This window comes from Micromonospora sp. NPDC003944 (assembly GCF_053605225.1).
Map to the genome: position 1 here is coordinate 15,391 of NZ_JBSGIV010000035.1, position 26,894 is coordinate 42,284.

Here is a 26,894-nt window from a genome sequence, read left to right on the forward strand (position 1 = left end):
GCCGGGCGTTCCGCGCGGCGGCCATCCGGCCCAGCAACCCCAGCACGACCCGCTCGGTCACGGCGAGGTGTTCCCTTCCACGGTGTCGTCCCGGCGGGCCCAGCCGGCGAGCTTGTCGCCGAGCGCGGCCCCACCCACGGCGTCCCGGGCCACGACGAGGATGGTGTCGTCGCCGGCGATGGTGCCGACGATCTCCGGCAGACCCGCCCGGTCCAACGCGCTGGCCAGGTACTGGGCTGCGCCCGGCGGTGTCCGCAGCACGGCGATGTTGCCGCTGGAGTCGACCCCGTTGAGCAGTTCGCGCAGCAGCCGTACCAGCCGGGCCGGCGCGGCCTCGGCGTCGCGCAGCGGTCGCTGCCCGTCCTCGGGGATCAGGTAGACGGCCGGGCCGTCACCGCCGCGCACCTTGACCGCGCCCAACTCCTCCAGGTCCCGCGAGAGGGTGGCCTGGGTGACGCCCACGCCGTCGGCGGCGAGCCGGTCGGCCAACTCGGTCTGCGACCGGATCGCCCCGTCCCGGATCAGCTCCACGATCCGGGCGTGCCGGGCCGCGCGGGTCAGCGGGGCGGTCATCGCGACCCCCCGGTGGCGGTGTCACCGGCGGCGGCACCCTCGGTGGCGGTCTCCAACAGGAACGTCAGCAGCGCCTTCTGCGCGTGCAGCCGGTTCTCCGCCTGGTCGAAGACCGCGCTCTGCGGACCGTCGAGCACGTCGTCGGTGATCTCCTCGCCGCGGTGCGCGGGCAGGCAGTGCAGCACGATCGCGTCCGGTGCGGCCTGGCCGAGCAGTTCCTTGTTGACCTGGTACGGCAGGAACGGGGTGATCCGGTCCAACCCGTCGGACTCCTGCCCCATCGACGTCCAGGTGTCGGTGGCGAGCACGTCGGCGTCGCGTACCGCCTGGGCCGGGTCGGTCAGCACCCGCACCGACCCGCCGGTGGCCGCGGCGATCTCGGTGGCCCGTCGCACCACTGCCGCGTCCGGGGCGAACCCGTCCGGGCCGGCGATCCGCACGTGCATCCCGGCCGTCGCCCCGGCCAACAGGTACGACTGCGCCATGTTGTTCGCGCCGTCCCCCACGTACGCCAGGGTACGGCCGGTCGTGCCACCGCACCGCTCCCGGATGGTGAGCAGGTCGGCCAGCAGCTGGCACGGGTGGAAACCGTCGGTGAGCGCGTTGACCACCGGCACACCGGCGCCCGACGCCACCTCGGCGATCCGCTCGTCCCCGTGGGTCCGCAGCACGATCGCCGCGACGTAGCGGGACAGCACGCGCCCCGCGTCCGCGAGGGACTCACCGCGACCGAAGTGGGTGACCTGCGTGTCCACCACGAGGGGGTGCCCGCCCAACTCGGCGATCCCGGCGTCGAACGAGATCCTGGTCCGCAGGCTCTGCTTGTCGAAGAGCACCGCCACCGAGCGGGGGCCGGCAAGCGGCTGGTGCCCGAACCGGTCCACCTTCATCCGCGCCGCCAGGTCGAGGACCGCGGACTGTTCGGCGGGCGAGAGGTCGTCGTCGCGAAGGAAGTGCCGGGTCATCGAGTCGTCCCCGTCGTGGTGGTCAGGGTGGATGGTGCGGTCTGCGCGCCGGCGGCTGCCGGAGCGGTCGCGTCCAGCGCGGCGGGCAGCGCCGCCAGGAAGGCGTCCGCCTGGTCGGCGGTGAGGATCAGCGGCGGAGCCAGCCGGAGCGCGCCCGGCTGCACCGGGTTGACCAGGAAACCGGCCTCCCGCAGGGCCTCGGCCAGCACCGACGCCACCGGCGCGGTGAGCGCCACGCCGAGCAGCAGACCGGCACCGCGTACGCCGGCGACGAGCGGGTGGCCCAGCGCCTCGATGCCGCGACGCAGCCGCTCGCCGACCCGCTTGACGTTGTCGAGCAGGCCATCGTTGGCGATCGTCGCCACCACGGCGAGCGCCGCCGCGCAGCTGACCGGGTTGCCGCCGAACGTGGTGCCGTGCGAGCCGGGGGTGAGCAGGTCCGCGGCGGGGCCGAAGGCCAGCGTGGCGCCGATGGGCAGCCCGCCACCCAACCCCTTGGCCAGGGTGACCACGTCCGGCTCCACGCCCTCGGCCTGGTGCGCGAACCAGTGCCCGGTGCGCCCCACGCCGGTCTGCACCTCGTCGAGGACCAGCAGCGCGCCGTGCCGGGCGGTGATCCGCCGGGCCGCGGCGAGATAACCCGCCGGCGGGACGAGCACACCGTTCTCACCCTGGATCGGCTCCAGGATCACCATGGCGGTGGCGTCGGAGACGGCCGCGTCGAGGGCGGCCACATCGCCGTAGTCGACGTGGGTCACCTCACCCGGCAGCGGCCGGAACGGGTCGACCTTGGCCGGCTGACCGGTCAACGCGAGGGCGCCCATCGTACGGCCGTGGAAGCCGCCCCTGGCGGCCACCACGTGGGTGCGGCCGGTACGCCGGGAGAGCTTGAACGCCGCCTCGTTCGCCTCCGCGCCCGAGTTGGCGAAGAACACCCGGCCGGGTCGGCCGGCGAGCGCCAACAACAGCTCGGCGAGGGCGACCGGCGGCTCGGCCACGTACAGGTTGGAGACGTGCCCGAGGGTCGCGACCTGCTTCGACACCGCCGCCACCACCGCCGGGTGGGCGTGACCGAGGGCGTTGACCGCGATGCCACCCACCAGGTCGAGGTACTCCCGACCGGCGTCGTCGACCACGACGGCACCGGCGCCGGAGACCAACGCCACCGGCGGCGTGCCGTAGTTGTCCATCATGGACTGCTTCCACCGCTGCGCCAACGTGCTCATGTCGCGTCCGTCCCGTCTGTCGGCACCACCATCGTTCCGAACCCTTCCGAGGTGAACACCTCAAGCAACGTCGAGTGCGCCACCCGGCCGTCGACGACGTGTGCCGCCGGCACTCCCCCACGCACCGCCCGCAGGCAGGCCTCCATCTTCGGCACCATCCCCGACTCCAGGCTGGGCAGCAGCTTGGCCAGGTCGTCCGCCGCGATCTCGGAGACCAGGCTCGTGGTGTCCGGCCAGTCGGCGTACAGACCGGCCACATCGGTGAGCACCACCAGCTTGCGGGCCCGCAACGCGACGGCAAGCGCCGAGGCGGCGGTGTCCGCGTTGAGGTTGTGCAGCACCCCCTCCACGTCCGGCGCCACCGTGGAGATCACCGGAATCCGACCAGCCTCGATCAGGTCGGTCACCGCCGACACGTCGACCGACTCGACGTCACCGACCTGCCCCACGTCGACCGGCACCCCGTCCACGTACGCCGGGCGCCGCACCGCGGTGAACAGCCGGGCGTCCTCGCCGGAGAGGCCGACGGCGTACGGGCCGTGCGAGTTGATCAGACCGACGAGCTCCCGGCCCACCTGGCCGACAAGCACCATCCGGACCACGTCCATCGCCTCGGCGGTGGTCACCCGCAGACCACCCCGGAACTCGCTGGCGATGCCGAGGCGACCCAGCATCGCGGAGATCTGCGGACCACCGCCGTGCACCACCACCGGCTTCAGGCCGGCATAACGCAGGAAGACCATGTCGGCCGCGAACGCCCGCTGCAACTCCGGATCGGTCATCGCGTTGCCGCCGTACTTCACCACGACCGTCGACCCGGAGAAGCGCGCCAACCAGGGCAGCGCCTCGATCAACGTCTCCGCCTTGACCTGGGCGCGAGCCAGGTCGCTACTGAGACTCACTGTGCCGCCCCTTCGTTCGCGACTACGGGACTCCGCTGCGCTGCGTTCCTCGCGCTCACCGTGCCGTCCCTTCGTTCGCGACTGCGGGACTCCGCTGCGCTGCGTTCCTCGCGCTCACGTCGAGTAGGCCGAGTTCTCGTGCACGTACGCGTGCGACAGGTCGTTCGTCCAGATGGTGGCGGCGGACGTGCCCGCGTGCAGGTCGATCCGGATGGTCACGTCCCGCCCGGTCAGGTCGACCTTCGAGCGGTCCTCGGCGGCGGCACCGCCCCGGCACACCCAGACTCCGTTGACCGCCACATCCACCTCGTCCGGGTCGAACGCGGCGGTGGTGGTGCCGACGGCGGCGAGGATCCGACCCCAGTTGGGGTCGTTGCCGAACAACGCGGTCTTGACCAGGTTGTTGCGGGCCACCGTACGGCCCACCTCGACCGCCTCGTCCTCACTCGCCGCGCCGACCACGTCGATGGCGACCTGCTTGGTGGCGCCCTCGGCATCGGCCACCAACTGCTGGGCCAGGTCGTGACAGGCCGCGGTGACGGCGGCGGCCAACTCGGCCGGCGTCGGCTCGATGCCGCTCGCGCCGCTGGACAGCAACAGCACGGTGTCGTTCGTGGACATGCAACCGTCGCTGTCCACCCGGTCGAAGGTGACCCGGGTCGCCGCCCGCAACGCCTCGTCAAGCGTCGCCGGCCCGGCCACCGCGTCGGTGGTCAACACGCAGAGCATGGTGGCCATCCCCGGCGCGAGCATCCCGGCGCCCTTGGCCATGCCACCCACCGTCCAGCCGCTGCCCCGGGCCACAGTGGTCTTCGGTCGGGTGTCCGTGGTCATGATGGCCTCGGCGGCGGCCGCGCCACCGTCCCGGGACAAGCTCTTGATCGCCGAGCGGACGCCCGGCAGCAACTTCGGCATCGGCAGCCGCTCACCGATCAGCCCGGTCGAGCAGACCGCGACCTCACCAGCGCCGAGGATCAACCGTGGGCTGACCGAGGTCAGCGCGGCGGCGGTGTGCTCGGCCGTGGCGTGCGTGTCCTGGAAGCCGGCCGGCCCGGTGCAGGCGTTGGCACCGCCGGAGTTGAGCACCACGGCGCGAACCACACCGCCCTGCACGACCTGCTGGCTCCAGAGAACCGGCGCGGCCTTGACCCGGTTGGTGGTGAAGACACCTGCCACACCGGCGTCCGGGCCGTCGTTGACCACCAGGGCGACGTCCGCACCACCGCTGGCCTTGAGCCCGGCGGCCACACCGGCCGCCCGGAACCCCCGAGGGGTGGTGACACTCATGGCGTGACTCCCCAGATCGACAGGCCCGTCGTCTCCGGCAGACCGAACATCAGATTGGCGTTCTGCACGGCCTGGCCGGCGGCGCCCTTACCCAGGTTGTCCAGGGCGCTGAGCACGATCAGACGACCCGAGTCGACGTCGACCGTGGCCTGGAGGTGACACGAGTTGGAGCCGAGGGTGGCGGCGGTGTGCGGCCACCGGCCCTCCGGAAGCACGTGCACGAACGGAGCGTCGGCGTACGCCCGCGCCAGCACCTCCTGCGGGTCGACGCCGCGCGCCGGCACCGCGGTGACCGTGGCCAGGATGCCGCGGGGCATCGGCGCCAGGACCGGGGTGAACGACAGGCCGGTGGCGCCGCTGGCCTGCTTGATCTCCGGTACGTGCTGGTGGGTTCCCACCCGGTACGGCGACAGGTCACCCATCACCTCGCTGGCCAGCAGGTGCGCCTTGGCCGCGCGGCCGGCGCCGGAGGTGCCGGAGGCGGCGACCACCACGACGTCGGCGGGGCTGGCCGCCCCGCCGGCGACAAGCGGCGCGAGCGCCAGGGTGATCGCGGCGGCGTAGCAGCCGGTGTTCGCGACCCGGGTGGAGCCGGCGATCAGCTCTCGTTGACCGGGCAGCTCGGGCAGGCCGTAGGTCCACTGCCCGGCGTGCGTGCCACCGTAGTACTGGGCCCAGGCGTACGGGTCGGCCAACCGGTGGTCGGCGCCCAGGTCGACGATCCGCACCTCGGCCGGGAGTTGGGCCGCGAGGGCCGCCGACTGACCGTGCGGCAGCGCCAGGAAGACGAGGTCCGCGTCGGCCAGGGTGCCCGGGTCGGTCTCCCCGAGCACCAGGTCGAGCCCGGTCAGCTGCGGGTGCGCCACGTCGACACGGTGCCCGGCCTGGCTGTGCGCGGTGGCGGCGACCAGGTCGAACTCCGGGTGCCCGGCGATCAGGCGCAGCAGCTCGCCTCCGGCGTAGCCGCTCGCCCCGGCGACCGCGACTCGAATCCCCATACTCACCTCCGCATGACTATACGGCGAAGGCTAGCAAGAGCGATCAGTGACTGCAAGTTCATACGGTCCACTGCATGTTGATGTGATCCCGCTGCCATTCGACGAAACCTCCGGAGCTGTCGAAAAATCGACTAGCATGATTTTTCGACGGTGGTGGGTCGGCCTGTCCGGCTCGCGTGGGGGCACCTGACGGAGGCGCGCGTGGGGCTGTCGTTCGAGATCCTCGGTCCGGTCCGGGTGCGCCGCGACGACCTGGCCCTGCGGGTGCCGGCCGGACGGCCCAGTGCCCTGCTGGTCACCCTGCTGTTGCAGGCCGGCATGACGGTGCCCGTCGAACGCCTCCGCGAGGAGCTGTGGGGCACCCGCTACCCGGCCTCCGCCGTGGCGAACCTGCGCAGCCACGCCAGCCAGCTCCGGCACCTGCTCGACTCCCCCGGCGCCCCGCCCCGGCTGCCCGCCGAGCACGGCGGGTACGTCCTCCGGGTCGAGGCGGGCGAGCTGGACGCCGCCGAGTTCGAGCGACTCGTCACCGAGGGCCACGCGGCCCGGATCAGCGGCGAACCCGAACTGGCCGCCACGCTGCTGGGCCGCGCGCTGGCGCTCTGGTCGCCGACCGAACCGCCCCCGGCGTACGGGCCGGCGGCCGCGGCGGCCTTCGACCGGCTGCGCGAGCGACGGGCCGGTGCCCGGGAGACGTACGCGGCCTGCCGCCTGGACCTCGGCGACTGCGGCACGCCGGCGTTGCTCACCCTGCTCCGCGAGCACCTCGCCGAGCACCCGCTGCGCGAACCGGCGTGGGCGCTGCTCATGACTGCCCTGCACCGCGCGGGTGACCAGGCCGGCGCGGTCCGGACCTACCGGGCGGCCTGTCGGGCGCTCGACGGCGAGTTGGGTGTGGCACCCGGGCCGGAGCTGACCGAGCTGTACCGCTCGGTGAACCGGCAGGAACGGCACCCGACGACCCCCGCCCGGCGTGTCGGTGACACCCGTGTGCGCGGGCGTTCCGTGGAGCAACGGGTACCGCACGAGCTGCCCTGCCCCGCCGGGCCCTTCGTGGGCCGCCGAGCCGAGCTGGCCCGGCTGCGCGAGGCGCTCGTCGACACCCGGCGGTTACCGGTCACGGTCGCCATCTACGGCATGGCGGGCACCGGCAAGTCCGCCCTGGCGCTGTATGCCGCGGCCCAGGCCCTTGACGCGTTCCCCGACGGCCAGATCCACCTCGACCTCGGCGGGTCGGTCGCCGACGCGCCACCGCCGCCGTTGCAGGTCGCCAGACGGGTCCTACGGGCGCTGCAACCCGGCGCCGACCAGCCGAAGCCGGCCAGCGAGGCCGAGGCCCGCGCCCGGGTCCGGTCGCTGCTCTTCGACCGGCGGGTGCTGCTGGTGCTCGACAACGCGGCCGACGCCGACCAGATCGACGGCCTGCTGCCGGCACGAGGGGGGTGCGCGTTGCTGGTCACCAGCCGCAACCCGGTCACCACCGGCGACGCCTCCAAGCTGCGGCTCGATCCACTGCCCGCCGCCGACGCGTTGGCACTGCTGCGGGCCACGGCCGGGGACCGCACGGTCGACGACGAGCCGGAGGCCGCCTCGGCGGTGGTCAACCTCTGTGAGCGGCTACCGCTCGCGCTGCGCACCGCGGCCCGCCGGCTGAACGAGGGGCCGCACTGGTCGCTGAGCCGGTTGGCGCGGCTGCTGCGCGACGAGCGGTACCGGCTCGCCGAGACCGGGCTCGGCCCCCGCCTCAGCGCGAGCTACCGCCGGCTCGGCCCCGCGGCCCCCACCTTCCTGCGACTCGGCCGGGCCCACCCCGGGCCGGTCACCGCGGAGTTGGCCGCCGCGCTGACCGGAGTCCCCCGCGAGGACGCGGCGCGGGCCCTGGACCGACTGGTCGCCGCACAGCTCGCCGAACCGGCCGGACCGGGCCGGTTCCACATCGGCGCGCTGGTGCGGCTCTTCGCCGCCGAACTCGCCGCCACCGAGGGCGGCGGACCGGTCGCCGATCAGGCCGGCGCCGCGGCCTCCTCCCGGTAACCGCGTGCCTGAAGAGTGAACAGCCGGGCGTACCCGCCGCCGGCGGCGAGCAGTTGCTCGTGGTCACCCTGCTCGGCGATCCGCCCATCGGCGAGGACCACGATGGCATCCGCGTCACGGACCGCGTTGAGCCGGTGCGAGATGAGCAGACTTGTCCGCCCCTGGCGCAGCTCACCCAACCGGCGGTGCAGATCGGCCTCGGCCTCGGCGTCCAGGCCGGAACTGGGCTCGTCGAGCATCAGCAGGTCCCGGTCGGCGCGCAGGAACCCACGGGCCAGCGCCACCCGCTGCCACTGGCCACCGGAGAGCACCACCCCGGCCTGCGGGTCGTCACGGTCCGGGCCGTCGAAGAAGATCCGGGTCAACAGGGTGTCGTAGCCTCGGGGCAACGCGGCGAGCGCGTCGTCGATACCGGCGTCGCGGGCAGCGGCCCGCAACCGCTCCGGGTCGTCGCGCGCACTCAGGTCACCAAGCGCGATGTTCTCCGCCGCGCTGAGGTCGTACGGCATGAAGTCCTGGAACACCGCGCCCAGCCGTTCCCGCAGCCCCACCGGATCGAGCTCCCGCAGGTCGACCCCGTCCCACCGGATGCTGCCGCGCTCCGGGTCGTAGAACCGGCACAGGAGCTTGACAAGCGTGCTCTTGCCGGCGCCGTTGAGCCCGACCAGCGCGGTCGTCGAGCCGGCCGGCAGGAACAGGTCCACCCCGCGCAGCACCCACGGGTGCTCCGGTGAGTAGCGGAACCACACGTCGCGCAGCTCGATCCCCTCGGTCAGCGGTGGCACCGGACGGGGGGTGGCCGGCACCGGCAGGTCCCGTTCGACCTGCACCACCTCGTGGTAGTGCTCGAAGAGGAGCAGTGCCTGGTGGATCCCGCCCAGCTGACTGACCAGGCTGCCCAGCGCGCCCTGCACACCCGGCACCGCCGCCAGGTAGATGACCACGTCGCCGGGGGTCAGCCCACCGGAGCGGGCCACCGACACGGTGTAGACCACCCCGACGCCGGCCACCGCCGCGCCGAGCAGGCCGAGCACCGCCTGGGCGCGCACCTCCCGGCGGTCCAGCCGCTGCTCCACCCGGTGCATGCCGTGCAGCTCGTCCAGCATCCGGTCGCCGAAGAACCGGCCCAGACCGAACAGCCGCACCTCCTTCGCCGCCGCGACACCCACAAGCAGTTGGGCGAAGAACATGTCCCGTCGTTGGAAGTGCTCCAGGCGCAGCACCATCGCCGCCCGAGCCCGGTTGAGCCGCAACTGCATCCAGAGAGTGGGCAGGGCGGCGAGGAGCACCAGTGCCCCGATCAGCGGGTTGAGCACCAGCAGAATGCCGAGGAAACCGCCCATCGCCAGGACGCTCTGCACCACGCCGAACGCGTTGCCCGTCAGCTGGGTCGGGCCGAGGTGCCCGGTCTGCTGGGCCGCCTGCAACCGGTCCTGGAACTCCGGGTCCTCCAGCCGGACCAGCCCGACCAGGCGCTGCACCGCGTCGTGCAACCGGCGGCGGACCAGCCGGGACACCGCCCGGGACCGCTCCGCCGCCACGTACGTGCGCAGGTGCGGCAGGACCGCGTTGAGCGCGGCGGCGACGGCGAGGCCGGCCGCGAGCGCGGCCAACGTCGCACCGGCCGAGGCACCGCCGGTGAGCCGGTCCAGCAGCAGTTTGGTCAGCGCGGCGACGAGCACCGGGGTGAGCCCGGCCAGCGCCGCGAGGACCAGATCCGCAGCGGTGCCCGCCGGGGCCGCCCGCCAGGTCAGGCCGAGGGCCGCCCGGGCGTGCCGGGCGGCCCGTCGCGGCGTCAGCCGGAAGCTGCTCACCGTGCCACCGGAAGGTCCAACCGGGCGATGCCGAACGCCGTCGCCCCGACGATCCCGCGCTCGTCGAGCAGGCCGAACGCCGGGTATCCCTTGACCCCGAACGCGAGCGGCAGCGCCCCGTTCCCGGGCTCGACGAAGACGGTCGCCAGGCCGGCGAACCGGTCCGCGTACGGCTGGGTGTCCGGGCCCTTGCCGACCACCACGACCCAGACGTGATCGGCGCCGCCGGGCATGCTCCGCGCCCGGTCGATCAGCACCGGAACCTGCTCCTCACAGTGCTCGCAGCTCGGCGAGAGGAACGCGATCAGGGTCATCGGCGGCATGTCGGTCCGCGCGAACACCCGACCGTCCACAGCGGTCGACAGGAAGTCACCGGGGATCGAGCCGACCTCCAACATCACCGGCGGCGGCGCGCTCTGCTGCTCGCTGAGCAGCTCGGTGTGCTCCCGCAGGCGTCGGATCACGCCGAGCATCAGGATCAGGTTGAGCAGGCCGAGAGCGGCGACGAGGACGACGGCGACGGTCAACAGCGCCATGAGGACTCCTTCGGGGTGCGGGAGGGTACGGGCCGGGATCAGGAGCGGCGGGCCGGGCGGGGCGCCCGGGACGGGGTGGGTGCGAAGAGTGCGACCACGTCGTCGAGGCGGACCACCACGGCGGCGAGCGGCACCGCGACGCCGACAGCGAGCAGCACGGTGGGTGCCGACGGCGGCCCGCTGGCGGTCGCCCAGCCCAGCAGGCCGAGCAACGCCACGGTGGTGAGGGCGAGGTTGCGGACGACGTGCCGGGCGCCGATCGGCGCGTCGCCGGCACCGAAGCAGCGGCAGGCCGGCCGGGCCCCCCGCCGCAGCGCGCCGACGATCGCGGCGGTGAGCACGCCGAGCAGACCGGTGGCCAGCAGCAGCCCGGCGGGCACGGTGCGCCCGACGGCGAGCAGAACGACCACGGCCGCCTCGGTGGCGACGGCGACGCGGGCGGCCGGCGGGGCCCAGCGGGCCGGCACGCCGAACTGGCGCACCGACGCGACGAACTCCGCGAAACCCGCCCGGGTACGCAGCTTGCCGACCACCGCTACCACGAACACCAGGGCCAACAGCAGCCGTGCGGTCAACTCCAGGGCTCGCATCGTCACGCCACCTCCTCGCCGGGAGGCCCAGGCTAGGAGCGGCGGATACATCGCGGATACATCGACAACCATCGACGGCCGAGTCGGCTGTACGGGCGGTGTAGCGAGCCGCCGTAGCGTCCGGGCACCGATCAGTACCGAGAGGAGGTGAACTGATGTTCCGTCGACTGGAAACCCTGGGCGAGCGGATGCTCGGCGTGTTCGTACCCAAGGTGACGGCCGCTGCCGGCTGTCCACCGGACCCGTGGTGCGCTGTCTGCGCCACCTGCTACCTGAAGCGGTGCAGCCAGAACGGTGCCTGCAAGACGTTCTGCGGCGGCTGCGGCTACAGCTGCAGCGCGGGCGCGAGCACGATGACCGCCCTCTGCTGAGCGGTCGCGGCGTGCCGTCCGGCCCCGGCCGGGCGGCACGCCGTCCACCGCACGGCGCGGCCGGTCAGCGGGTATGCGGTCGCGGCCGGACCAGCACGCCGAGCACGTCCGGCTCGGGGATGTAACCGCACTCGCGGGAGTCGTAGCTGTGCGACGGGTTGTCGCCGAGCACCACCAGCCGACCCGCCGGCACGACCTCGTCACCGCCCGAGCGCAGCAGCGGCACCCGGTCCACCGGCACCGGGTCGCCGGGCACCGCGTACGCCCGCTTGATCAGCAGGCCGGGACCTTCCGCCTCGGGCCGGGTGGGGTGGCCGGCGGTCATCGCCACCGGCGCCACCACCACGACCACGTCCCCGGGTCGGACCCGGGCCAGCGGCACACGCCGGGCCAGCACCCGGTCACCGGAGCGCAGCGTCGGCTCCATGCTGCGCCCCACCACCGCGACCAACAGCAGGTGTCGGCGGGCCCAGATCAGGCCGGCGGTGGCCACCGCGAGCACGGCGGCCACCGCGAACCATCCCAGCGCCGGCATCACTCAGGCGCCGCGCAGCGTCGCGCCGACGCGCTCCGCCGCCACCGCGACCGCCGCATCCCGGGCCGCCACCGCCTCCTCGACGGTGAGCGTCCGGTCCGGTGCCCGGAACGTCAGCTTGTACGCCAGCGACCGGCGACCCTCGCCGAGCTGCGCGCCGGAGTACACGTCGAACAGCCGCACGTCCTCCAGCAGCTCACCGGCGCCCGCCTCCAGCGCCCGGCGCACCTGCTCGGCCGGCACCGAGTCGTCCACCACCAACGCCACGTCGATGAGGGCCGGCGGGAAGCCGGAGACCGTCGGCGCGGACGTCACCGGCGTCGACGGCAACGCGTCGAGGTCCACCTCCATCGCGCTGGTGCGGCGGGGCAGCTCCAACGCCGCGACCACCAGCGGGTGCAGCTCACCGGCGTGCCCGACGACGGTGCCGTCGACCCGCAGCTCGGCGCAGCGGCCCGGGTGCCACGGCGCGTACTCGGCGGCACGCACCTCGACCTGCTCGTCCGGGATCCCGGCGGCGGCCAGCACGTCCCGGGCCGCCTCGATGGCGTCCGCCCAGCCGGCCGGTCGACCCGCACCCCACCAGCCGGCCGGATCCAGGTCGCCGGAGAGCACCACCGCCACGTGCACCGGCTGGGCCGGCACCACCGCGTCGGCGGCCGCGAACTCCGCGTCGGTGGGGCGCCGGTCCACGCCCATCGCCGGCGGGCTGCCGGCGCCTTCGCGCGGGTGGAAGACCGCACCGATCTCGGAGAGTGCGAGGTCGCGAAGACCCCGGCCGAGGTTGCGCTTGAGGACGCCGAGCAGCGGGCCGAGCAGCGTGGTGCGCAGCAGCGGCTCCTCCTCGGACAGCGGGTTGGCAAGCCGCACCGCCGGCCGGCGCGGGTCGTCGGCCGGCAGACCGAGCTGGTCGGCCAGCTCCGGCGAGACGAACGGGTGCGCGAGCACGGCCACGTACCCCCGCTCCGCAAGCGAGTCGGCGACGGCCCGGCGGCGACGCTGGCGCGGGGTCAGACCGCGACCGGGCGGCGCGGTCGGCAACACCGACGGCACCCGGTCGTACCCGTCGAGGCGAACCACCTCCTCGACCAGGTCGGCCGGGTCGGTCAGGTCGGGCCGCCAGGTCGGCGGGGTGACACTCAGTGTCGTCCCGACACCGCTGGCCACGCCGACCGCGCCCGGGTCCTCGGACAACCGGTCCGCTCCCTGCGCGACGGTGCAGCCGACCCGCTCCAGCAGGGCGACCACCCGCGCCGGCGGGTACTCGACGCCGACCCGCCGGGTCGGCAGGTCCGCCGGGAGGCTGATCGAGGTACGAGGCCGCACGTGGTCGATGTCGAGGATCTCCGTGCTCGGCGTGCCGCCGCCGTGCTCGGTGAGCAGCTCCACGGCCCGCTCCAGCGCGACAAGCGCCACGGCAGGGTCGACGCCGCGCTCCCAGCGCTTCGCGGCCTCGCTGAACAGCTTGTGCCGGCGGGCGGTGCGGCCGACCATCGCCGGGTCCCAGTGCGCCGCCTCGAAGAGCACGTTGGTGGTGGTGCCGGTGACGACCTCACTGGTCTCGCCGCCCATCACCGCGGCCAGGGAGATCGGCCCCGTGTCGTCGCAGATCACCATGTCGTCGGCGGTGAGTACCCGGTTGACGCCGTCCAGGGTGGTCAGCTTCTCCCCCGCCTCGGCGCGACGGACCACAAGCGGCCCGGCGATCCGGTCGGCGTCGAACGCGTGCATCGGCTGGCCCAGCTCCACCATCACGTAGTTGGTGATGTCGACGGGCAGCGAGATGCTGCGGATGCCGGCGGTGACGAGCCGCTGGGCCATCCACGACGGGGTGGGCGCGGTCGGGTCGACACCCCGCACCAGGCGGGCGGTGAACCGGTCGCAGCCGACCGTGTCGCGGACCTCCACCGGGTACGCCGGCGTCGCGGTGCCGCCCGGAGCCGGCGCCAGGGCCGGGTCACGCAGCGGCACGTCGAACGCGTGCGACAGCTCCCGGGCCAGGCCGCGCAGGCTCAACGCGTACCCCCGGTCGGGGGTGATCTCCAGGTCGAGCACGACGTCGTCGAGGCCGACCACCGGGCGCGCGTCGTCACCCGGCTTGGCCGTCACGTCCGGCCCCAGCACGATGATGCCGGAGTGGTCGTCGCCCAGGCCCAACTCCTTCGCCGAGCAGATCATGCCCGCCGAGTTGTGCCCGTACGTCTTGCGGGCGCCGATGGCGAACCCGCCCGGCAGCACACCACCGGGCAGGATCACCACCACCCGGTCACCGGGGGCGAAGTTACGCGCACCGCAGACGATCTCCTGCGGCTCACCGGTGCCGTTCGCGGCGCCCACGTCGACCCGGCAGAACCGGATCGGCTTCTTGAAACCGGTCAGCTCCTCGATCTCGCGGACCTCACCGACGACGAGCTGACCGGTGACGCTCTCGCGCAGGTCCACCACGGACTCGACCTCGATGCCGAGGTCGACCAGGGCCTGCTCCAGGTCACCGGTGGGCAGCTCTGCGGGGAGGTCGACGTACTCCCGCAGCCAACTGACAGAAACTCGCATGACGTCAGACCACCGTTCCCGTGTCTCGTACTCGCATCGCCTACGCCCCGGTCCCGAGCGCGCGGCTGAACCGCACGTCGCCCTCGAAGAGATGGCGGATGTCGCTGACCCCGTGCCGGATCATCAGGGTCCGGTCGATGCCCATGCCGAACGCGAATCCGGAGTAGACCTCCGGGTCGACGCCACAGGCGCGCAGCACCCGCGGGTTGACCATGCCGCAGCCACCCCACTCGACCCACTGTGGGCCGTCGCGGTGCTCGGGGAACCACACGTCGAACTCCGCCGACGGCTCGGTGAACGGGAAGTAGTGCGGCCGCCACCGGGTCTTCGCCTCCGGCCCGAACATCGCCCGGGCGAAGTGGTCGAGGGTGCCCCGCAGGTGCGCCATCGTGATGCCCTTGTCGACCACCAGCCCCTCGGCCTGGTGGAACACCGGGCTGTGGGTGGCGTCGATCTCGTCGGTGCGGTAGACCCGGCCCGGCACGATCACGTAGATCGGGGGCTTGCGGCTGAGCATCGTACGGGTCTGCACCGTGGAGGTGTGGGTTCGCAATACAAGCCCGGAGCCCGCGGAGCCATCAGGGGATGCGATGTGGAAGGTGTCCATCAACCCGCGCGCCGGGTGGTCGGCGGGGATGTTCAGCGCGTCGAAGTTGACCCATTCCAGGTCGACCTCGGGCCCTTCGGCCACCTCGTAGCCCATCCCGACGAACAGGTCGCTTATCGACTCCATCAGGGTGCTCAACGGGTGCCGGGCGCCGCGTGGACGCCTGTCGTAGGGCAGGGTGACGTCCACCCGCTCCTCGACCAGCACCCGCTCGGCCTGTTCGCGCTCCAGCACCTCGGCGCGGTCGGCGTAGGCGGTCTCGATCGCCCGGCGGGCCTCGTTGACCCGCTTGCCCGCGTCGGACTTCGCGGCCGGCGGCAACGCGCCGATCTCCCGGCGCGCCAACGAGACCGGGGACCGGTCACCGAGGTGCACCGGGCGCAGTGCGGTGAGCGCGTCCGGGTCGGCCGCCGCCGTGAACGCCTTCGTGGCGTCCGCGACAGCCTCGTCCAGGGCGGCGGGGTCGAGCAGGGCGACCTGCTTCGGGTCGTACGGATCGTTGCGGTAGCTCATGGCGTACGGGCACTCCCTCACGGCGGCGCCAGCCCTCACCGGGGCGGCTTAGCGAGTCTACGGACGCGCGGCTGTGCCGCAGCCCGCCGGTAGGAGTTGCGCAGGGAGCAGGTCAGGCCCGCCGCCCGCCGACACCGGCGGGCTGGCTAAACGAACGCCGTGTCGCGTTCATGGACGGACGCTCTCCCCTGCTGTCAGTCGCGCCGCAGGCGGTCACCCTCAGCGCTGCGCTCTCGCTGAAGCGTACAGGCAGACCGCCGCGGCGGCAGCCAGGTTCAGGCTCTCCGCGCGCCCGTACAACGGCACCCGCACCCGGGCGTCGGCGGCGGCGGTCAGCTCCTCCGGCAGGCCGTGCGCCTCCGAGCCGAACAACCAGGCGGTCGGCCCGACGAGCCGGCCGTAGTCGGTCAGGTCGTCCAGGTCGCTGTCGCCGTACCCGGTGGTGGCGAAGATCGAGAGACCGGCGGCGCGCAGCGCGGCGACCACCGCGACCGGGTCGGTGGCGCGCACCACGTCGACGTGGAAGAGGCTGCCGGCCGAAGCCCGCACACACTTGCCGTTGTACGGGTCGACGGCGTCTCCGGCGAAGACCACCGCCCCGGCGCCGGCGGCGTCGGCGGTGCGCAGCACCGTGCCGGCGTTGCCCGGGTCACGAATCTCGGCGAGCACCGCCACCAGCCGGGGCGCACCCGCGAGGGCCTGCTCCAACGACACGTCCAGCTGCCGGCAGACGGCCACCAGCCCCTGCGGGGCGACGGTCTCGGCAAGCGCCGCGATGGCCTCCTCGGTCACCTCGGAGACCGGCACGTCGGCGTGGGCCGCGGCGGCGGCCAACTCCGGGTACCTGTCGAGCGCGGTGGTCGTACCGAACAGCTCGGTGACCACCCCCGGCCGCGCGAGGGCCTCGCGGACCGCCTGCGGACCCTCGGCCAGGAACCGGCCGGTCGCGTCGCGGTCCCGGCGGCGTTGCAGGCGGCGGGCGGCGACAACCCTTGGGGTACGCGGGGTGAAGGCCATGGTGTGGGTTCCTCCGGCACGATCGAGGCGCCCCCCGGACGGCGGTGCCGACACGGGAGACGCCTCGCTCTGGTGCGTGGGGATCAGGCGGCCTGAGCCGCCGCGCCGCCGGTGCCCTCGGCCGTGACCGCGGCCCGGGCCAGCTCGACGATCGCCGCGAACGAGGCGGCGTCGTTGACAGCCATGTCGGCCAGGATCTTGCGGTCGACCTCGATGCCGGCCAGACGCAGGCCCTGGATCAGACGGTTGTAGGTCATCCCGTTGGCCCGGGCGCCCGCGTTGATCCGCTGAATCCACAGCTGCCGGAAGTCGCCCTTGCGGTCGCGACGGTCCCGGTAGGCGTACTGCATCGAGTGCAGCACCTGCTCCTTGGCCTTGCGGTACAGGCGGGAGCGCTGACCGCGGTAACCACTCGCGGTCTCCAGCAGGGTACGACGCTTCTTCTGGGCGTTTACAGCCCGCTTGACGCGTGCCATCTCAACTCCTTCTTACGTAAAGGTGGCGCGCGTCAGCGGCCGAGCAGCTTCTTGATGCGCTTGACGTCGGCCTTGGCCAGCACGACCGTGCCGGTCAGCCGGCGGGTCTGGGTGGAGGGCTTCTTCTCCAGGTTGTGGCGGAGGCCGGCCTGCTGGGCAACGATCTTGCCCTTGCCGGTCACCTTGACCCGCTTACCCATACCCGTGTGGCTCTTCATCTTCGGCATGTGGAACGTCTTCTCCCCTGTTACTCGCCGCTGGTGGCGGCGGTGCCGGTGTCACCGGCTGCTGCGGTCTCGCCGACCGCCGCGGTGTCATCGGCTGCCGGAGCGGCGGACTCGTCCGCGGCCCGGTCCCGAGGGCCACCGCGAGACGCCGTGGCGGCGACCGCGGAAGCCTTGACGGCCCGGTGCGGAGCGAGAACCATGATCATGTTTCGGCCGTCCTGCTTCGGGGCGGCCTCGACGTATCCCAGGTCCGTGATCTCGGACTCGAGCCGGCGCAGGAGCCGGTAACCCAGCTCCGGGCGGCTCTGCTCGCGACCGCGGAACATGATCGTCACCTTGACCTTGTCGCCCGCCTTGAGGAACCGCACCACGTGACCCTTCTTGGTCTCGTAGTCGTGCGGGTCGATCTTCGGCCGAAGCTTCATTTCCTTGATGACGGTCTGCTGCTGATTACGCCGCGCTTCGCGCGCCTTGAGTGCGCTCTCGTACTTGAACTTGCCGAAGTCCATGAGCTTGCACACCGGCGGGCGCGCCATCGGCGCAACCTCGACCAGGTCCAGATCGACGTCCGCGGCCAGCTGAAGAGCGCGCTCCAGCGGGACGATGCCCACCTGCTCACCCTCTGGGCCGACCAGTCGGACCTCACGTGCCCGGATCTGCTCGTTCACGCGTGGTTCGACGCTGATGGGGCCTCCTCGAGTCGTTTCTGCTCAGGTGCCGACCCCTGCGGCTCCCGGATGGGAACCGACCCGGAAAACAGAAGGCCCCGGCGCATGCCAGGGCCCGCTCGACCGGTCAGCACGATCACAGGATCGCGCATCCGGCACCGGGACATGCCCGGAACCGGTGACCGGACCCGGCCACCGTAGCGGCGACTCGGGTGGGAGCAGGCGCTCCGCTTTCAAGGCTGCCTGCTCGCACGCGGAGACAGCCTGGTCGACTCGACAACACTACACCGACGCCCCGGCCACTCCCAAACCGGGACACCCGGGGCAGCATCTGGGGCTGCCTCGGGGGGTGCCGTGCCGTGCTCCGCTCGTCCCGCTCGTCCCGCTCGTCCCGCTCGTCCCGGCGCGCGGGCGCCCCGCTGTCCCGCTCGCCCCACCGTCCCGCTCGCCCCACCGTCCCGCTGTCCCGCTCGCCCCACCGCCAAGATCTGCGCACTTTCCCGGAAGGTGCTGCCTCCGGCAGGGCTGAGGCAGCACCTTCACGGAAGTTGTGCGGATCTTGCGGATCGGGGTCGGGTCAGGGGCTGGCGCAGGTCGGCTGTCGGGTGCGGCTGGGCGGCCGCTGGCGCAGGTTGACCGACGCTCTGCGCGCCCGACGCCCGCAGTGCTCAGCGGCGCGGTGCTCGATGGCTCGATGGCTCGATGGACCGATGGCGCGGGCTCAGCGTCAATGGCAAGGCGCTCAACGGCGCGGCTTTCAGTGGTCGACGGCGCGTTCGGCGCGTTCGGCGAGGCGGACCTGGTGGCCCTCGTGCAGCCGGCGCAGCGCGCGGACCCCGTCGACGGCCAACTCCTTGTCGGCGGCTTGCAGCGCGACCATCGGCAGCAGGTCGTCGTCATGCAGTTCCAGGCTGGCCCACGGCGCGCCCCGGTCGAAGCGAACCCCCCGGACAACCTCCCAGGGCAGCTCGTACGAGCTGATCACGTTCCGCACCCGGATGCCCCGCTCGTCCGCCTCCACCCGGGGTCGGGTGAACAACAGGAAGCCCAGCGCACCGAAGACGCCCAGGCCGATCATGGCGATCTGGTCACCACGCTGGAAGCTGCCGTAGCCGTCGCCGGTCGGGCCACTCAGCGAGGTGGCGACCAGGCTGAACACCACCACCAGGGCAGCCGCTGCCGACCAGCAGACCACGCGGATGCGGCGGGGCTTCAGGCGGACCAGCTCGGTTTCACTCACCCCACCAGTCTGCCACCCGCACTAGCCCGTCAAACGCACCACCCGCCGAGCCGCCGCTCACTCACCATCCCGCCGCCCACGAGCCGCTCGCTCAACCACCACACCCCCACCGAGCCGCTCAGCCACGCACCGCCGCCCTGCCCCCCTGCGGCACCGCCACACCGCACCACCGCACCACCGCACCACCGCACCACCGCACCACCGCACCACCGCAAGATCGTGCTCGATCCAGGATCTAGTGGTCTCGGACGAGGAACGAGGCCACTGTTTCAATGATTGAGCACGATCTTCGCGGTTCGCGCGCGGTCGCCGGGCGCCCAGCGCCTCGGCTTCGCCCCGCAGCATCAAAGACCCGCGACGACCCGGCGCGGTCACCTCGGCCGGGCACTGCCATTGCGAGACAGCCTCTGACACCCATGCCCAGCGCGACAGATCGACTCGGCTTCCGTGAATCGGGGGTGTCCGCACACCAAGGACCCGCCCGTTTCACGAAAACCGAGTCGATCAAGCGCCAGCAGCCGCGCTAGGCCTGGGCGGCCCGGCGCATGGGCCACGCCACGCCGCGCCACGGGCCACGCCACGTCACGGACCACGGTCCGCGCTCACGGACCACGGGCCGCGCCACGGACCACGAGCCGCGCCACGGACCACGGGCCGCGCCACGGACCGCGCCACGCCGCGCCAGGCCGCGCCACGCCGGGGCGAAACCGCGGGCGGGGCAGCGCGCGCCGGGGCCGGCGCACGGGGATAGATCCACTCCGGGTCAGGGAAATGGGGGTGTCGCGGCGGACCGGACACCCCCACTTTCAGGAAACCGAGTTGATCAAGGCGCGCGATGCGAACCAGAGACCGGCGCGCCAAGCCAGGCCGAGCGGTCGAGCGTGGGGCCGGGACGGTTAGAGGCGGCAGGCGTGGATGTTGGTGACGAGGATGGCGCGGGCGCCCAACTCGTACAGCTCGTCCATGATGCGGTGCACGTCGTCGCGGAGCACCATCGCCTGCACCGCCACCCAGCCCTCGCGGTGCAGTGGCGACACGGTGGGCGACTCGATGCCCGGGGTGAGCCCGCTCGCACGGTCCAGCAGGCCAGCCGGCACGTCGTAGGCGAGCATCACGTAGCGACGGGCCACCAGCACGCCGTGCAGGCGGCGCAGCAACTGCTCGGCCTGCGGTTGTGCGGGCGCGCCAGCGCGGCGGACCAGCACCGCCGACGAGCGCAGCAGCGGCTCACCGAAGACCACCAGGCCCGCCTGGCGCAGGGTCGCGCCGGTCTCCACGACGTCCGCGATCACGTCGGCGACGCCGAGGCGTACGGCGTTCTCGACGGCGCCGTCGAGGCGGATCACGTCGGCTTTGACGCCCACCTCGCCGAGGTGCCGCTCGACAAGCCCCGGGTAGGCGGTGGCGATCCGGTGACCGCCCAGCTCCTGCACGGAGGCGATGTCGTCGGGGCGGGCGGCGAAGCGGAAGGTGGCCCGGCCGAAGGCGAGGTCGACGACCTCCTCGGCCGGCGCGGCCGAGTCGATCAGCAGGTCCCGGCCGGTGATCCCGAGGTCGAGGTCACCGGAGCCGACGTAGGTGGCGATGTCCTTCGGGCGCAGGTAGAAGAATTCGACGTCGTTGGCCTCGTCGCGGCAGACGAGGTCCTTGGGGTCGGTGCGCTGGCGGTAGCCCGCCTCGCGCAGCATCTGGGCGGCCGGTTCGGCCAGGGTGCCCTTGTTGGGAATGGCGACACGCAGCATGACGGAGTGCTCCTTCGATCCGGATGGCGATCAACGGGGTGGGGGCACTCACAGATGTCGGTAGACGTCCTTGAGGTCGAGACCACTGGCGAGCATCAGCACCTGGACCTGGTAGAGCAGCTGGGAGATCTCCTCGGCGGTGCGCTCCGGCCCCTCGTGCTCGGCGGCCATCCACGACTCGGCCGCCTCCTCGACGACCTTCTTGCCGATGAAGTGCACGCCCTTGTCCAGCGCGGCGACGGTGCCCGAGCCCGGGGTGCCGGCGGCGGCCTTGGCCTGCAGCTCGGCGAACAACTCCTCGAACGTCTTCACGGGGAACGATTCTTCCAGCCACCCGGGCGGCGCCCCGCGTCCGGGTCCGCCGGAATCCAGCAAGCGGACAATTCCCTACCAACATGGTGGGGCAATTGTCGATCGACGGCCATCGACCCTACGCTGTCCGCCATGGCCAGCAGCTCACGTCTCCTCGCGCTCACCGTCGCCGGTGCCGCCGTCGTCGCCACCGCCGGGTGCGCGCCACAGGTGGAGAAGCCCACCCCCATCGTCACCGCCCCGCCGTCCTGCGCGAAGGACAGCCTGCCCACGCGTACGACAGGCAAGCTGACCATCGCCACCGACCAGCCCGCGTACGAGCCGTGGTTCTCGAAGGACAAGCCGGACAGCGGCGAGGGCTTCGAGTCCGCCGTCGCGTACGCGGTGGCGGAGAAGCTCGGCTACGCCCGCGCCGACGTCACCTGGACCCGGGTCAAGTTCGACACCGCCATCGCGCCGGGGCCGAAGGACTTCGACTTCGACATCAACCAGTTCTCCATCACCGAGGAGCGCAAGAAGGCTGTCGACTTCTCCGCGCCGTACTACCTCGTGCGGCAGACCGTGATCGCGCTCAAGTCCTCGAAGATCGCCGGCCGGACGTCGCTGGCCGAACTGCGGGACGCTCGGCTCGGCGCCCAGGTCGGCACCACCAGCTACCGCGCGATCACCGACGTGATCAAGCCAACCGTCGAGCCGCAGGTCTACAACAGCAACGACGACGCCAAGAAGGCGCTGCAGAACGGGCAGTTGGACGGTCTCGTGGTGGACCTGCCGACCGCCTTCTACATCAGCGGCGCGGAGATCACCGACGCGACGATCGTCGGGCAGGTGCCGCAGGTCGGTACGCCCGAGGCGTTCGGGTTGCTGCTGGACAAGAACTCCCCGCTGACCTCCTGCGTGACCGGCGCGGTCGGTCAGCTCGCCGCCGCGGGCACGCTGCGGGAGTTGGAGCAGAAGTGGCTGGCGCAGGTGGCGGGGGCGGCCGAGCTGCGGTGACGCTTCTGGGTCACGTGCCGTCCGAGGCGCAGCTGCGGCGCTCGGCGTACCGGCGTCGGCAGACCGTCCTCAGCGTGCTCGTCGCGGCGTCCTCGACGGCGGCCCTCGGCACGCTGCTGGTGATCGCGGTGACCGGGGCGCCGGGCTGGGAGCGGGTCCGGCGGTCGTTCCTGGATCCGGAGATCGCCCGCGACGCCCTGCCGACGGTGCTGAGCGGCCTCTGGCTCAACGTACGGCTGCTGGTCTGCTGTGCGGTCGGCGCGCTGCTGCTCGGGCTGGTGATCGCCGTGCTGCGGACGCTGCGCGGGCCGGTCTTCTTCCCGGTCCGCGCGCTGGCCGCCGGCTACACCTACACCTTCCGCGGCCTTCCGTTGATCATCGTGCTCTACCTGCTCACCCTGGGCGTGCCGGGGCTGCGGTTGCAGGGCATGCCGCCGGTGCTGGTGCTGGGTGGGATCGCGCTGGTCCTCACCTACGGCGGCTACCTGGCCGAGGTGTTCCGGGCCGGCATCGAGTCGGTGCACCCCAGTCAGCTCGCGGCGGCCCGTTCGCTGGGCCTGACCTACCGGCAGACGATGCGCCACGTGGTTCTGCCGCAGGCCGTCCGCCGGGTGGCGCCACCGCTGCTCAACGACGTGGTGGCGTTGCAGAAGGACGTCGGTCTGGTCTCGCTCGCCGGGCCGATCGACGCGGTCCGCGCCGCCCAGATCGCCACCGCCCAAACCTTCAACTACACGCCGTACGTCGTGGCGGGGGTGCTCTTCGTGCTGCTCGCGATCCCGCTGATCGCGGTCACCGACTGGGTGACGCTGCGCGCGGCCCGTCGACAGTCGGGAGGCTGACCCATGGCGTTGCTGCGCTGCCGTGGCCTCCGCAAGGAGTTCGGTGGGCACGCCGTGCTCGACCAGCTCGACCTGACCGTCGCCGAACACCAGGTGGTGGCCCTGATCGGCGCGTCCGGGTCCGGCAAGTCGACTCTGCTGCGCTGCGTCAACCTGCTTGACGACCTCGACGACGGCACCGTCGAGTTGGACGGGGAGGACATCTCCGATCCGCGGGTGGACCCGGACCGGGTCCGGCGGCGGATCGGCATGGTGTTCCAGGCGTACAACCTCTTTCCGCACCTCAGCGTCCTGGACAACATCACCCTCGCGCCGCGTCGGGTGCACCGGCGGGGCCGGGCGGAAGCCGAGGCGCAGGCCCGCGAGTTGCTCGACCGGGTGGGGCTCGGCGCCAAGGCGGACGCCTACCCGGACCGGCTCTCCGGCGGGCAGCAGCAGCGGGTGGCGATCGTCCGGGCACTTGCCAACTCACCTCGACTGATGCTGCTCGACGAGGTCACGTCCGCGCTGGACCCGGAGCTGGTCGGCGAGGTGTTGACGATGATCCGCGACCTGAAGGCCGACGGCATGACCATGGTGCTGGCCACCCACGAGATGGGCTTCGCCCGGGAGGTCGCCGATCAGGTGTGTTTCCTCGACGCCGGGCGGGTCGTCGAGAGCGGCCCGCCCGAACAGGTGCTCGGCGAGCCGACCCAGCCTCGTACCCGGCAGTTCCTGCGCCGGATCATCGAGGCGGGTCGGCTCTGAGCGAGGAAGTGAGGGAGTGAGCGGAAAAGCGAGGGTCAGCCGCCGAAGCCGACCCGCTGGGCGTTGCCCGCCGCCACGGTCCGCACGGCAAGCGCCGCGTCGAGCGCGGCGACGGTGGCCGCCCAGCCCTTGTCCTCCGCCGAGCCGGGCAGTCCGGCGCGGTCACGGGCCTGCTCGATGGTCTCCACGGTCAGCACTCCGTGCGCCACCGGCTTGCCCTCGTCGAGCGCCACCCGGGTCAGGCCGTCGGTGACCGAGCGGCAGACGTAGTCGAAGTGGGCGGTGGCACCACGGACCACGACGCCGAGCGCGACCACCACGTCGCAGCGACGGGCGAGGGCCTGCGCCACCACCGGAAGCTCGACCGAACCGGCGACCCGGGCGACCACGGAACGCGCGCCGCACGCCTCGGCGGCGGCCACCGCACGCTCGAGCATGTGGTCGGTCAACTCGCCGTGCCAGCGAGCGGCGACGACCCCGACGGTCAGCCCAGCGGCGTCGACCGCCTCGACTCCCGGCTCACCGAAACCCGCCATCGTCATGCTCCGATCTCGTCGTTGGCGACCGGACGCCCCAGTGGCGCCTCGGACACCTCGTCCAACTCGTCCAGCAGGTGACCCATCCGGTCCCGCTTGGTGCGCAGGTAGCGCATGTTCTCCGGGTGCGCGCCGGCCGGCAGCCCTTCGCGGCCGGTGATGGTCAACCCGTACCCCTCCAGCCCGGCCCGCTTGGCCGGGTTGTTGGTCAACAGTCGCATCGACCGCACGCCCAGGTCGTAGAGGATCTGCGCGCCGGTGCCGTAGTCGCGGGCGTCGGCCGGCAGGCCCAGGTCGAGGTTGGCGTCGACGGTGTCGCGGCCCAGGTCCTGCAGTTGGTACGCCTGCAACTTGTGCAGCAGACCGATGCCGCGACCCTCGTGCCCACGGACGTAGAGCACCACACCCCGGCCCTCCTGCCCGACCCGAGCCAACGCGGCGTCCAGCTGCGGCCCACAGTCGCAGCGCAGCGAGCCGAACACGTCCCCGGTCAGGCACTCGGAGTGCACCCGGACCAGCACGTCCTGGCCGTCACCGAGGTCACCGAGCACCATCGCGACGTGCTCGGCCGGGTCGTGCTCGGCGCGGTAGCCGAGCGCCCGGAACACCCCGTGCTTCGTCGGCATCCGGGCGTCGGCGACCAGTTCGACCTGCTTCTCGGTCCGCCGCCGGTAGGCGATGAGGTCGGCGATGGTGACAAGCGTGAGGCCGTGCTCGGCGGAGAACTTCTCCAGGTCCGGCAGGCGCATCATGGTGCCGTCGTCGTTGACCAGCTCGCAGAGCACGCCGGCCGGACGCAGCCCGGCCAGCCGGGTCAGGTCGATGCCCGCCTCGGTGTGCCCCGGTCGGCGCAGCACCCCGCCCTCGCGGGCCCGCAGCGGCACCACGTGCCCCGGGCGGGCCAGGTCGGTCGGGTCGGTGGCCGCGTCGGCGAGCAGCCGACTGGTGTGCGCGCGGTCGGCCGCCGAGATGCCGGTGCTGACCCCCTCGCGGGCGTCCACGGTCACCGTGTACGCGGTGCCGCGCCGGTCCTGGTTGGTGTGGTGCATCGGCGGCAGGTCGAGCCGGTCGGCTTCGCTCTCGGTGAGCGCCACGCAGACGTAGCCGGAGGTGTAGCGCACCATGAACGCCATCAGCTCCGGCGTGGCCAACTCGGCCGCGAAGATCAGGTCGCCCTCGTTCTCCCGGTCCGCGTCGTCGACCACGACGACCGGCCGGCCGGCCGCGATGTCCGCGATCGCCTGGTCGATATCCCCGAAGCTGGTCACGCGAGCGCCTCCCGGTAGGTGGGTTGAGGGGCGGTGGCCCCGGCGCGCGAGGTGCGCCACCAGGCGGCGAAGCCCCAGACGCAGAGGGCGCCGTAGATCAGGTACATGACGGCCGACGGGTAGAACCCGCCGCGCAGCAGCAGCGGCACGCCGACCGCGTCCACCGCGATCCAGAGCAGCCAGAACTCCACCCAGCCGCGGGCCATGCCGTAGGTGGCCAGCAGGCTGCCGGTGAGGATCCAGGCGTCCGGCAGCGGGCCCCACGAGCCCAGGGCCTTGAGCACCGGGTACGCCGCGGCGGTGCCGAGCACGGCGGCGGCCAGCAGCACCAGTCGTTCCCGTGCGGTGGCCCAGCGCGGGACGACCGCCGCCTGCCCGGCGTCGCCGCGACGGTTGCGCCGCCACCGCCACCAGCCGTAGACGCTCACCGCGAAGAAGAACACCTGGCGGCCGGCCTGCCCGTACAGGTCGTGCGCCTGCGGGGTGGCGAACACCCCGCCGAGGAAGACGGTGAGCAGCAGCGCGTTACCGATCATGCCGACCGGCCACGCCCAGACCAGCCGGCGCAGCCCGAGCAGCGCCGAGACCAGCCCGAACGCGTTGCCGACGATCTCCCGGGCCAGCACCGGCGAGCCGGCGACCTGCACCTGGGCGTCGAGGAGCCAGCTGAGCGGACCCATCAGGCCACCCCACCCGGGATCGTGGTCGCCCCGCGGGTGTCACCGAGCCGGTCGCCGAGCAGCCGCTCGACGTACTTGGCCAGCACGTCCACCTCCAGGTTGACCGGGTCGCCGACGCCCTTCGCGCCGAGCGTGGTCAGCTTCAGCGTGGTCGGGATCAGCCCGACGGCGAACTCGTCCGCGCCGACGGCGGCGACTGTCAACGAGACACCGTCGATGGTGATCGAGCCCTTCTCCACGACGTACCGGGACAGGGCGGCGGGCAGTCGGAACCGGACGGTCTCCCACTGCTCGGCCGGCTCCCGGGAGACCAGTTCACCGACGCCGTCGACGTGGCCCTGGACCAGGTGCCCGCCGAGGCGACTGCCGAGCGCGGCGGCCCGCTCCAGGTTGACCGGGTCGCCCGGGCGCAGCGCGCCCAGCGCGGAGCGGCGCAGCGTCTCCCCCATCACGTCGGCGGTGAAGACGCCGTCGGCCACCTCCACGACGGTCAGGCAGACACCGTTGACGGCGATCGAGTCGCCGTGCCGGGCGTCGGACGTGACAAGCGGGCCGCGGACGCCGAGCAACGCCGAATCGCCAGCCGTCGGCGCGACCCGGACGATCTCGCCCAGTTCCTCGATAATGCCGGTGAACATC

General features: G+C 72.7%; 28 protein-coding genes. 5 read left to right on the top strand and 23 right to left on the bottom strand.

Translation table 11 applies throughout. The features are described from left to right. Positions 1 to 57: 57 nt before the first annotated feature. The 6 genes from ACWER9_RS18570 to argC form a co-directional block, all read right to left on the bottom strand. Complete coding sequence (locus ACWER9_RS18570) at positions 58 to 573, bottom strand: arginine repressor (protein WP_452303003.1); 516 nt, start codon at positions 571 to 573, stop codon at positions 58 to 60. Beyond that, entirely contained in the window at positions 570 to 1,538 is a 969-nt protein-coding gene (gene argF, locus ACWER9_RS18575; RefSeq protein WP_452303004.1) for an ornithine carbamoyltransferase, read from the bottom strand. The genes ACWER9_RS18570 and argF overlap by 4 nt, the downstream gene beginning before the upstream one ends. Then, complete coding sequence (locus tag ACWER9_RS18580) at positions 1,535 to 2,764, bottom strand: acetylornithine transaminase (RefSeq protein ID WP_452303005.1); 1,230 nt, start codon at positions 2,762 to 2,764, stop codon at positions 1,535 to 1,537. The genes argF and ACWER9_RS18580 overlap by 4 nt, the downstream gene beginning before the upstream one ends. After that, positions 2,761 to 3,666 (bottom strand): acetylglutamate kinase, encoded by a 906-nt coding sequence (gene argB, locus ACWER9_RS18585; RefSeq protein WP_452303006.1) that lies wholly within the window; start codon positions 3,664 to 3,666, stop codon positions 2,761 to 2,763. The genes ACWER9_RS18580 and argB overlap by 4 nt, the downstream gene beginning before the upstream one ends. Positions 3,667 to 3,780: 114 nt before the next feature. Next, entirely contained in the window at positions 3,781 to 4,953 is a 1,173-nt protein-coding gene (argJ, locus tag ACWER9_RS18590) for a bifunctional glutamate N-acetyltransferase/amino-acid acetyltransferase ArgJ (RefSeq protein ID WP_452303007.1), read from the bottom strand. Then, a complete protein-coding gene (argC, locus tag ACWER9_RS18595; RefSeq protein ID WP_452303008.1) occupies positions 4,950 to 5,951 on the bottom strand; it encodes an N-acetyl-gamma-glutamyl-phosphate reductase in 1,002 nt (333 codons plus the stop codon). The genes argJ and argC overlap by 4 nt, the downstream gene beginning before the upstream one ends. 201 nt (positions 5,952 to 6,152) lie before the next feature. Between argC and ACWER9_RS18600 the strand changes: the two genes are divergently transcribed. Further along, a complete protein-coding gene (locus ACWER9_RS18600; protein ID WP_452303009.1) occupies positions 6,153 to 7,985 on the top strand; it encodes a BTAD domain-containing putative transcriptional regulator in 1,833 nt (610 codons plus the stop codon). Here ACWER9_RS18600 and ACWER9_RS18605 read toward each other — a convergent pair. The 3 genes from ACWER9_RS18605 to ACWER9_RS18615 are packed head-to-tail and all read right to left on the bottom strand — an operon-like array spanning position 7,955 to position 10,925. After that, positions 7,955 to 9,799 carry an ABC transporter ATP-binding protein gene (locus ACWER9_RS18605; RefSeq protein WP_452303010.1) on the bottom strand — a complete coding sequence of 615 codons (1,845 nt, stop codon included), beginning with the start codon at positions 9,797 to 9,799 and terminating at the stop codon, positions 7,955 to 7,957. The two genes, ACWER9_RS18600 and ACWER9_RS18605, sit on opposite strands and share 31 nt — an antisense overlap. Then, a complete protein-coding gene (locus tag ACWER9_RS18610; protein WP_452303011.1) occupies positions 9,796 to 10,335 on the bottom strand; it encodes a TlpA family protein disulfide reductase in 540 nt (179 codons plus the stop codon). The genes ACWER9_RS18605 and ACWER9_RS18610 overlap by 4 nt, the downstream gene beginning before the upstream one ends. 38 nt (positions 10,336 to 10,373) lie before the next feature. After that, entirely contained in the window at positions 10,374 to 10,925 is a 552-nt protein-coding gene (locus tag ACWER9_RS18615; protein WP_452303046.1) for a MauE/DoxX family redox-associated membrane protein, read from the bottom strand. Positions 10,926 to 11,080: 155 nt separating this feature from the next. Here ACWER9_RS18615 and ACWER9_RS18620 point away from each other — a divergent pair, with 155 nt between their 5' ends. Beyond that, positions 11,081 to 11,296, top strand: coding sequence for a hypothetical protein (locus ACWER9_RS18620; protein WP_452303012.1), 216 nt, complete (start codon positions 11,081 to 11,083; stop codon positions 11,294 to 11,296). A 64-nt stretch (positions 11,297 to 11,360) separates the two neighbouring features. Here the strand turns inward: ACWER9_RS18620 and ACWER9_RS18625 are convergent, their stop codons facing one another. The 10 genes from ACWER9_RS18625 to ACWER9_RS18670 all read right to left on the bottom strand — a co-directional run bounded on the left by ACWER9_RS18625 (position 11,361) and on the right by ACWER9_RS18670 (position 21,186). Continuing rightward, positions 11,361 to 11,831 (bottom strand): S26 family signal peptidase, encoded by a 471-nt coding sequence (locus ACWER9_RS18625; RefSeq protein ID WP_452303013.1) that lies wholly within the window; start codon positions 11,829 to 11,831, stop codon positions 11,361 to 11,363. A 3-nt stretch (positions 11,832 to 11,834) separates the two neighbouring features. Beyond that, on the bottom strand, positions 11,835 to 14,384 hold the full coding sequence (gene pheT / locus ACWER9_RS18630; RefSeq protein WP_452303014.1) for a phenylalanine--tRNA ligase subunit beta: 2,550 nt from the start codon (positions 14,382 to 14,384) through the stop codon (positions 11,835 to 11,837). 40 nt (positions 14,385 to 14,424) lie between these two features. Then, on the bottom strand, positions 14,425 to 15,504 hold the full coding sequence (pheS, locus tag ACWER9_RS18635) for a phenylalanine--tRNA ligase subunit alpha (protein ID WP_452303015.1): 1,080 nt from the start codon (positions 15,502 to 15,504) through the stop codon (positions 14,425 to 14,427). Positions 15,505 to 15,723: 219 nt separating this feature from the next. Beyond that, positions 15,724 to 16,521, bottom strand: coding sequence for a TrmH family RNA methyltransferase (locus ACWER9_RS18640; RefSeq protein ID WP_452303016.1), 798 nt, complete (start codon positions 16,519 to 16,521; stop codon positions 15,724 to 15,726). Between the two features lie 83 nt (positions 16,522 to 16,604). Next, positions 16,605 to 16,997 carry a 50S ribosomal protein L20 gene (rplT, locus tag ACWER9_RS18645; RefSeq protein ID WP_007458417.1) on the bottom strand — a complete coding sequence of 131 codons (393 nt, stop codon included), beginning with the start codon at positions 16,995 to 16,997 and terminating at the stop codon, positions 16,605 to 16,607. 32 nt (positions 16,998 to 17,029) lie between these two features. Further along, positions 17,030 to 17,224, bottom strand: coding sequence for a 50S ribosomal protein L35 (gene rpmI / locus ACWER9_RS18650; protein ID WP_007458415.1), 195 nt, complete (start codon positions 17,222 to 17,224; stop codon positions 17,030 to 17,032). Between the two features lie 20 nt (positions 17,225 to 17,244). Next, positions 17,245 to 17,892 carry a translation initiation factor IF-3 gene (gene infC / locus ACWER9_RS18655; protein ID WP_269679849.1) on the bottom strand — a complete coding sequence of 216 codons (648 nt, stop codon included), beginning with the start codon at positions 17,890 to 17,892 and terminating at the stop codon, positions 17,245 to 17,247. Positions 17,893 to 18,649: 757 nt separating this feature from the next. Continuing rightward, on the bottom strand, positions 18,650 to 19,132 hold the full coding sequence (locus ACWER9_RS18660) for a PH domain-containing protein (RefSeq protein ID WP_452303017.1): 483 nt from the start codon (positions 19,130 to 19,132) through the stop codon (positions 18,650 to 18,652). Positions 19,133 to 20,028: 896 nt separating this feature from the next. Beyond that, positions 20,029 to 20,874, bottom strand: coding sequence for an ATP phosphoribosyltransferase (gene hisG, locus ACWER9_RS18665; RefSeq protein ID WP_030488425.1), 846 nt, complete (start codon positions 20,872 to 20,874; stop codon positions 20,029 to 20,031). A gap of 48 nt (positions 20,875 to 20,922) precedes the next feature. Further along, positions 20,923 to 21,186: a phosphoribosyl-ATP diphosphatase gene (locus ACWER9_RS18670; RefSeq protein ID WP_110566078.1), complete on the bottom strand. Its 264-nt coding sequence runs from the start codon at positions 21,184 to 21,186 to the stop codon at positions 20,923 to 20,925. Positions 21,187 to 21,318: 132 nt separating this feature from the next. Between ACWER9_RS18670 and ACWER9_RS18675 the strand changes: the two genes are divergently transcribed. Genes ACWER9_RS18675 through ACWER9_RS18685 form a run of 3 tightly spaced genes read left to right on the top strand, consistent with a single transcriptional unit; the run spans position 21,319 to position 23,771 of the window. Further along, positions 21,319 to 22,182 (top strand): ABC transporter substrate-binding protein, encoded by an 864-nt coding sequence (locus tag ACWER9_RS18675; RefSeq protein WP_452303018.1) that lies wholly within the window; start codon positions 21,319 to 21,321, stop codon positions 22,180 to 22,182. Continuing rightward, on the top strand, positions 22,179 to 23,024 hold the full coding sequence (locus ACWER9_RS18680; protein WP_452303019.1) for an amino acid ABC transporter permease: 846 nt from the start codon (positions 22,179 to 22,181) through the stop codon (positions 23,022 to 23,024). Before ACWER9_RS18675 ends, ACWER9_RS18680 begins: the two co-directional genes overlap by 4 nt. 3 nt (positions 23,025 to 23,027) lie before the next feature. Further along, positions 23,028 to 23,771, top strand: a complete 744-nt coding sequence (locus tag ACWER9_RS18685) for an amino acid ABC transporter ATP-binding protein (RefSeq protein ID WP_452303020.1) — start codon at positions 23,028 to 23,030, stop codon at positions 23,769 to 23,771. 35 nt (positions 23,772 to 23,806) lie between these two features. Here the strand turns inward: ACWER9_RS18685 and ribH are convergent, their stop codons facing one another. The 4 genes from ribH to ACWER9_RS18705 are packed head-to-tail and all read right to left on the bottom strand — an operon-like array spanning position 23,807 to position 26,893. Then, complete coding sequence (gene ribH / locus ACWER9_RS18690) at positions 23,807 to 24,307, bottom strand: 6,7-dimethyl-8-ribityllumazine synthase (protein ID WP_030335701.1); 501 nt, start codon at positions 24,305 to 24,307, stop codon at positions 23,807 to 23,809. A 2-nt stretch (positions 24,308 to 24,309) separates the two neighbouring features. Next, positions 24,310 to 25,575: a bifunctional 3,4-dihydroxy-2-butanone-4-phosphate synthase/GTP cyclohydrolase II gene (locus ACWER9_RS18695; RefSeq protein ID WP_452303021.1), complete on the bottom strand. Its 1,266-nt coding sequence runs from the start codon at positions 25,573 to 25,575 to the stop codon at positions 24,310 to 24,312. Beyond that, on the bottom strand, positions 25,572 to 26,255 hold the full coding sequence (pnuC, locus tag ACWER9_RS18700; protein WP_452303022.1) for a nicotinamide riboside transporter PnuC: 684 nt from the start codon (positions 26,253 to 26,255) through the stop codon (positions 25,572 to 25,574). Before pnuC ends, ACWER9_RS18695 begins: the two co-directional genes overlap by 4 nt. Continuing rightward, positions 26,255 to 26,893 carry a riboflavin synthase gene (locus ACWER9_RS18705; protein WP_452303023.1) on the bottom strand — a complete coding sequence of 213 codons (639 nt, stop codon included), beginning with the start codon at positions 26,891 to 26,893 and terminating at the stop codon, positions 26,255 to 26,257. The genes pnuC and ACWER9_RS18705 overlap by 1 nt, the downstream gene beginning before the upstream one ends. Position 26,894: the final 1 nt, after the last annotated feature.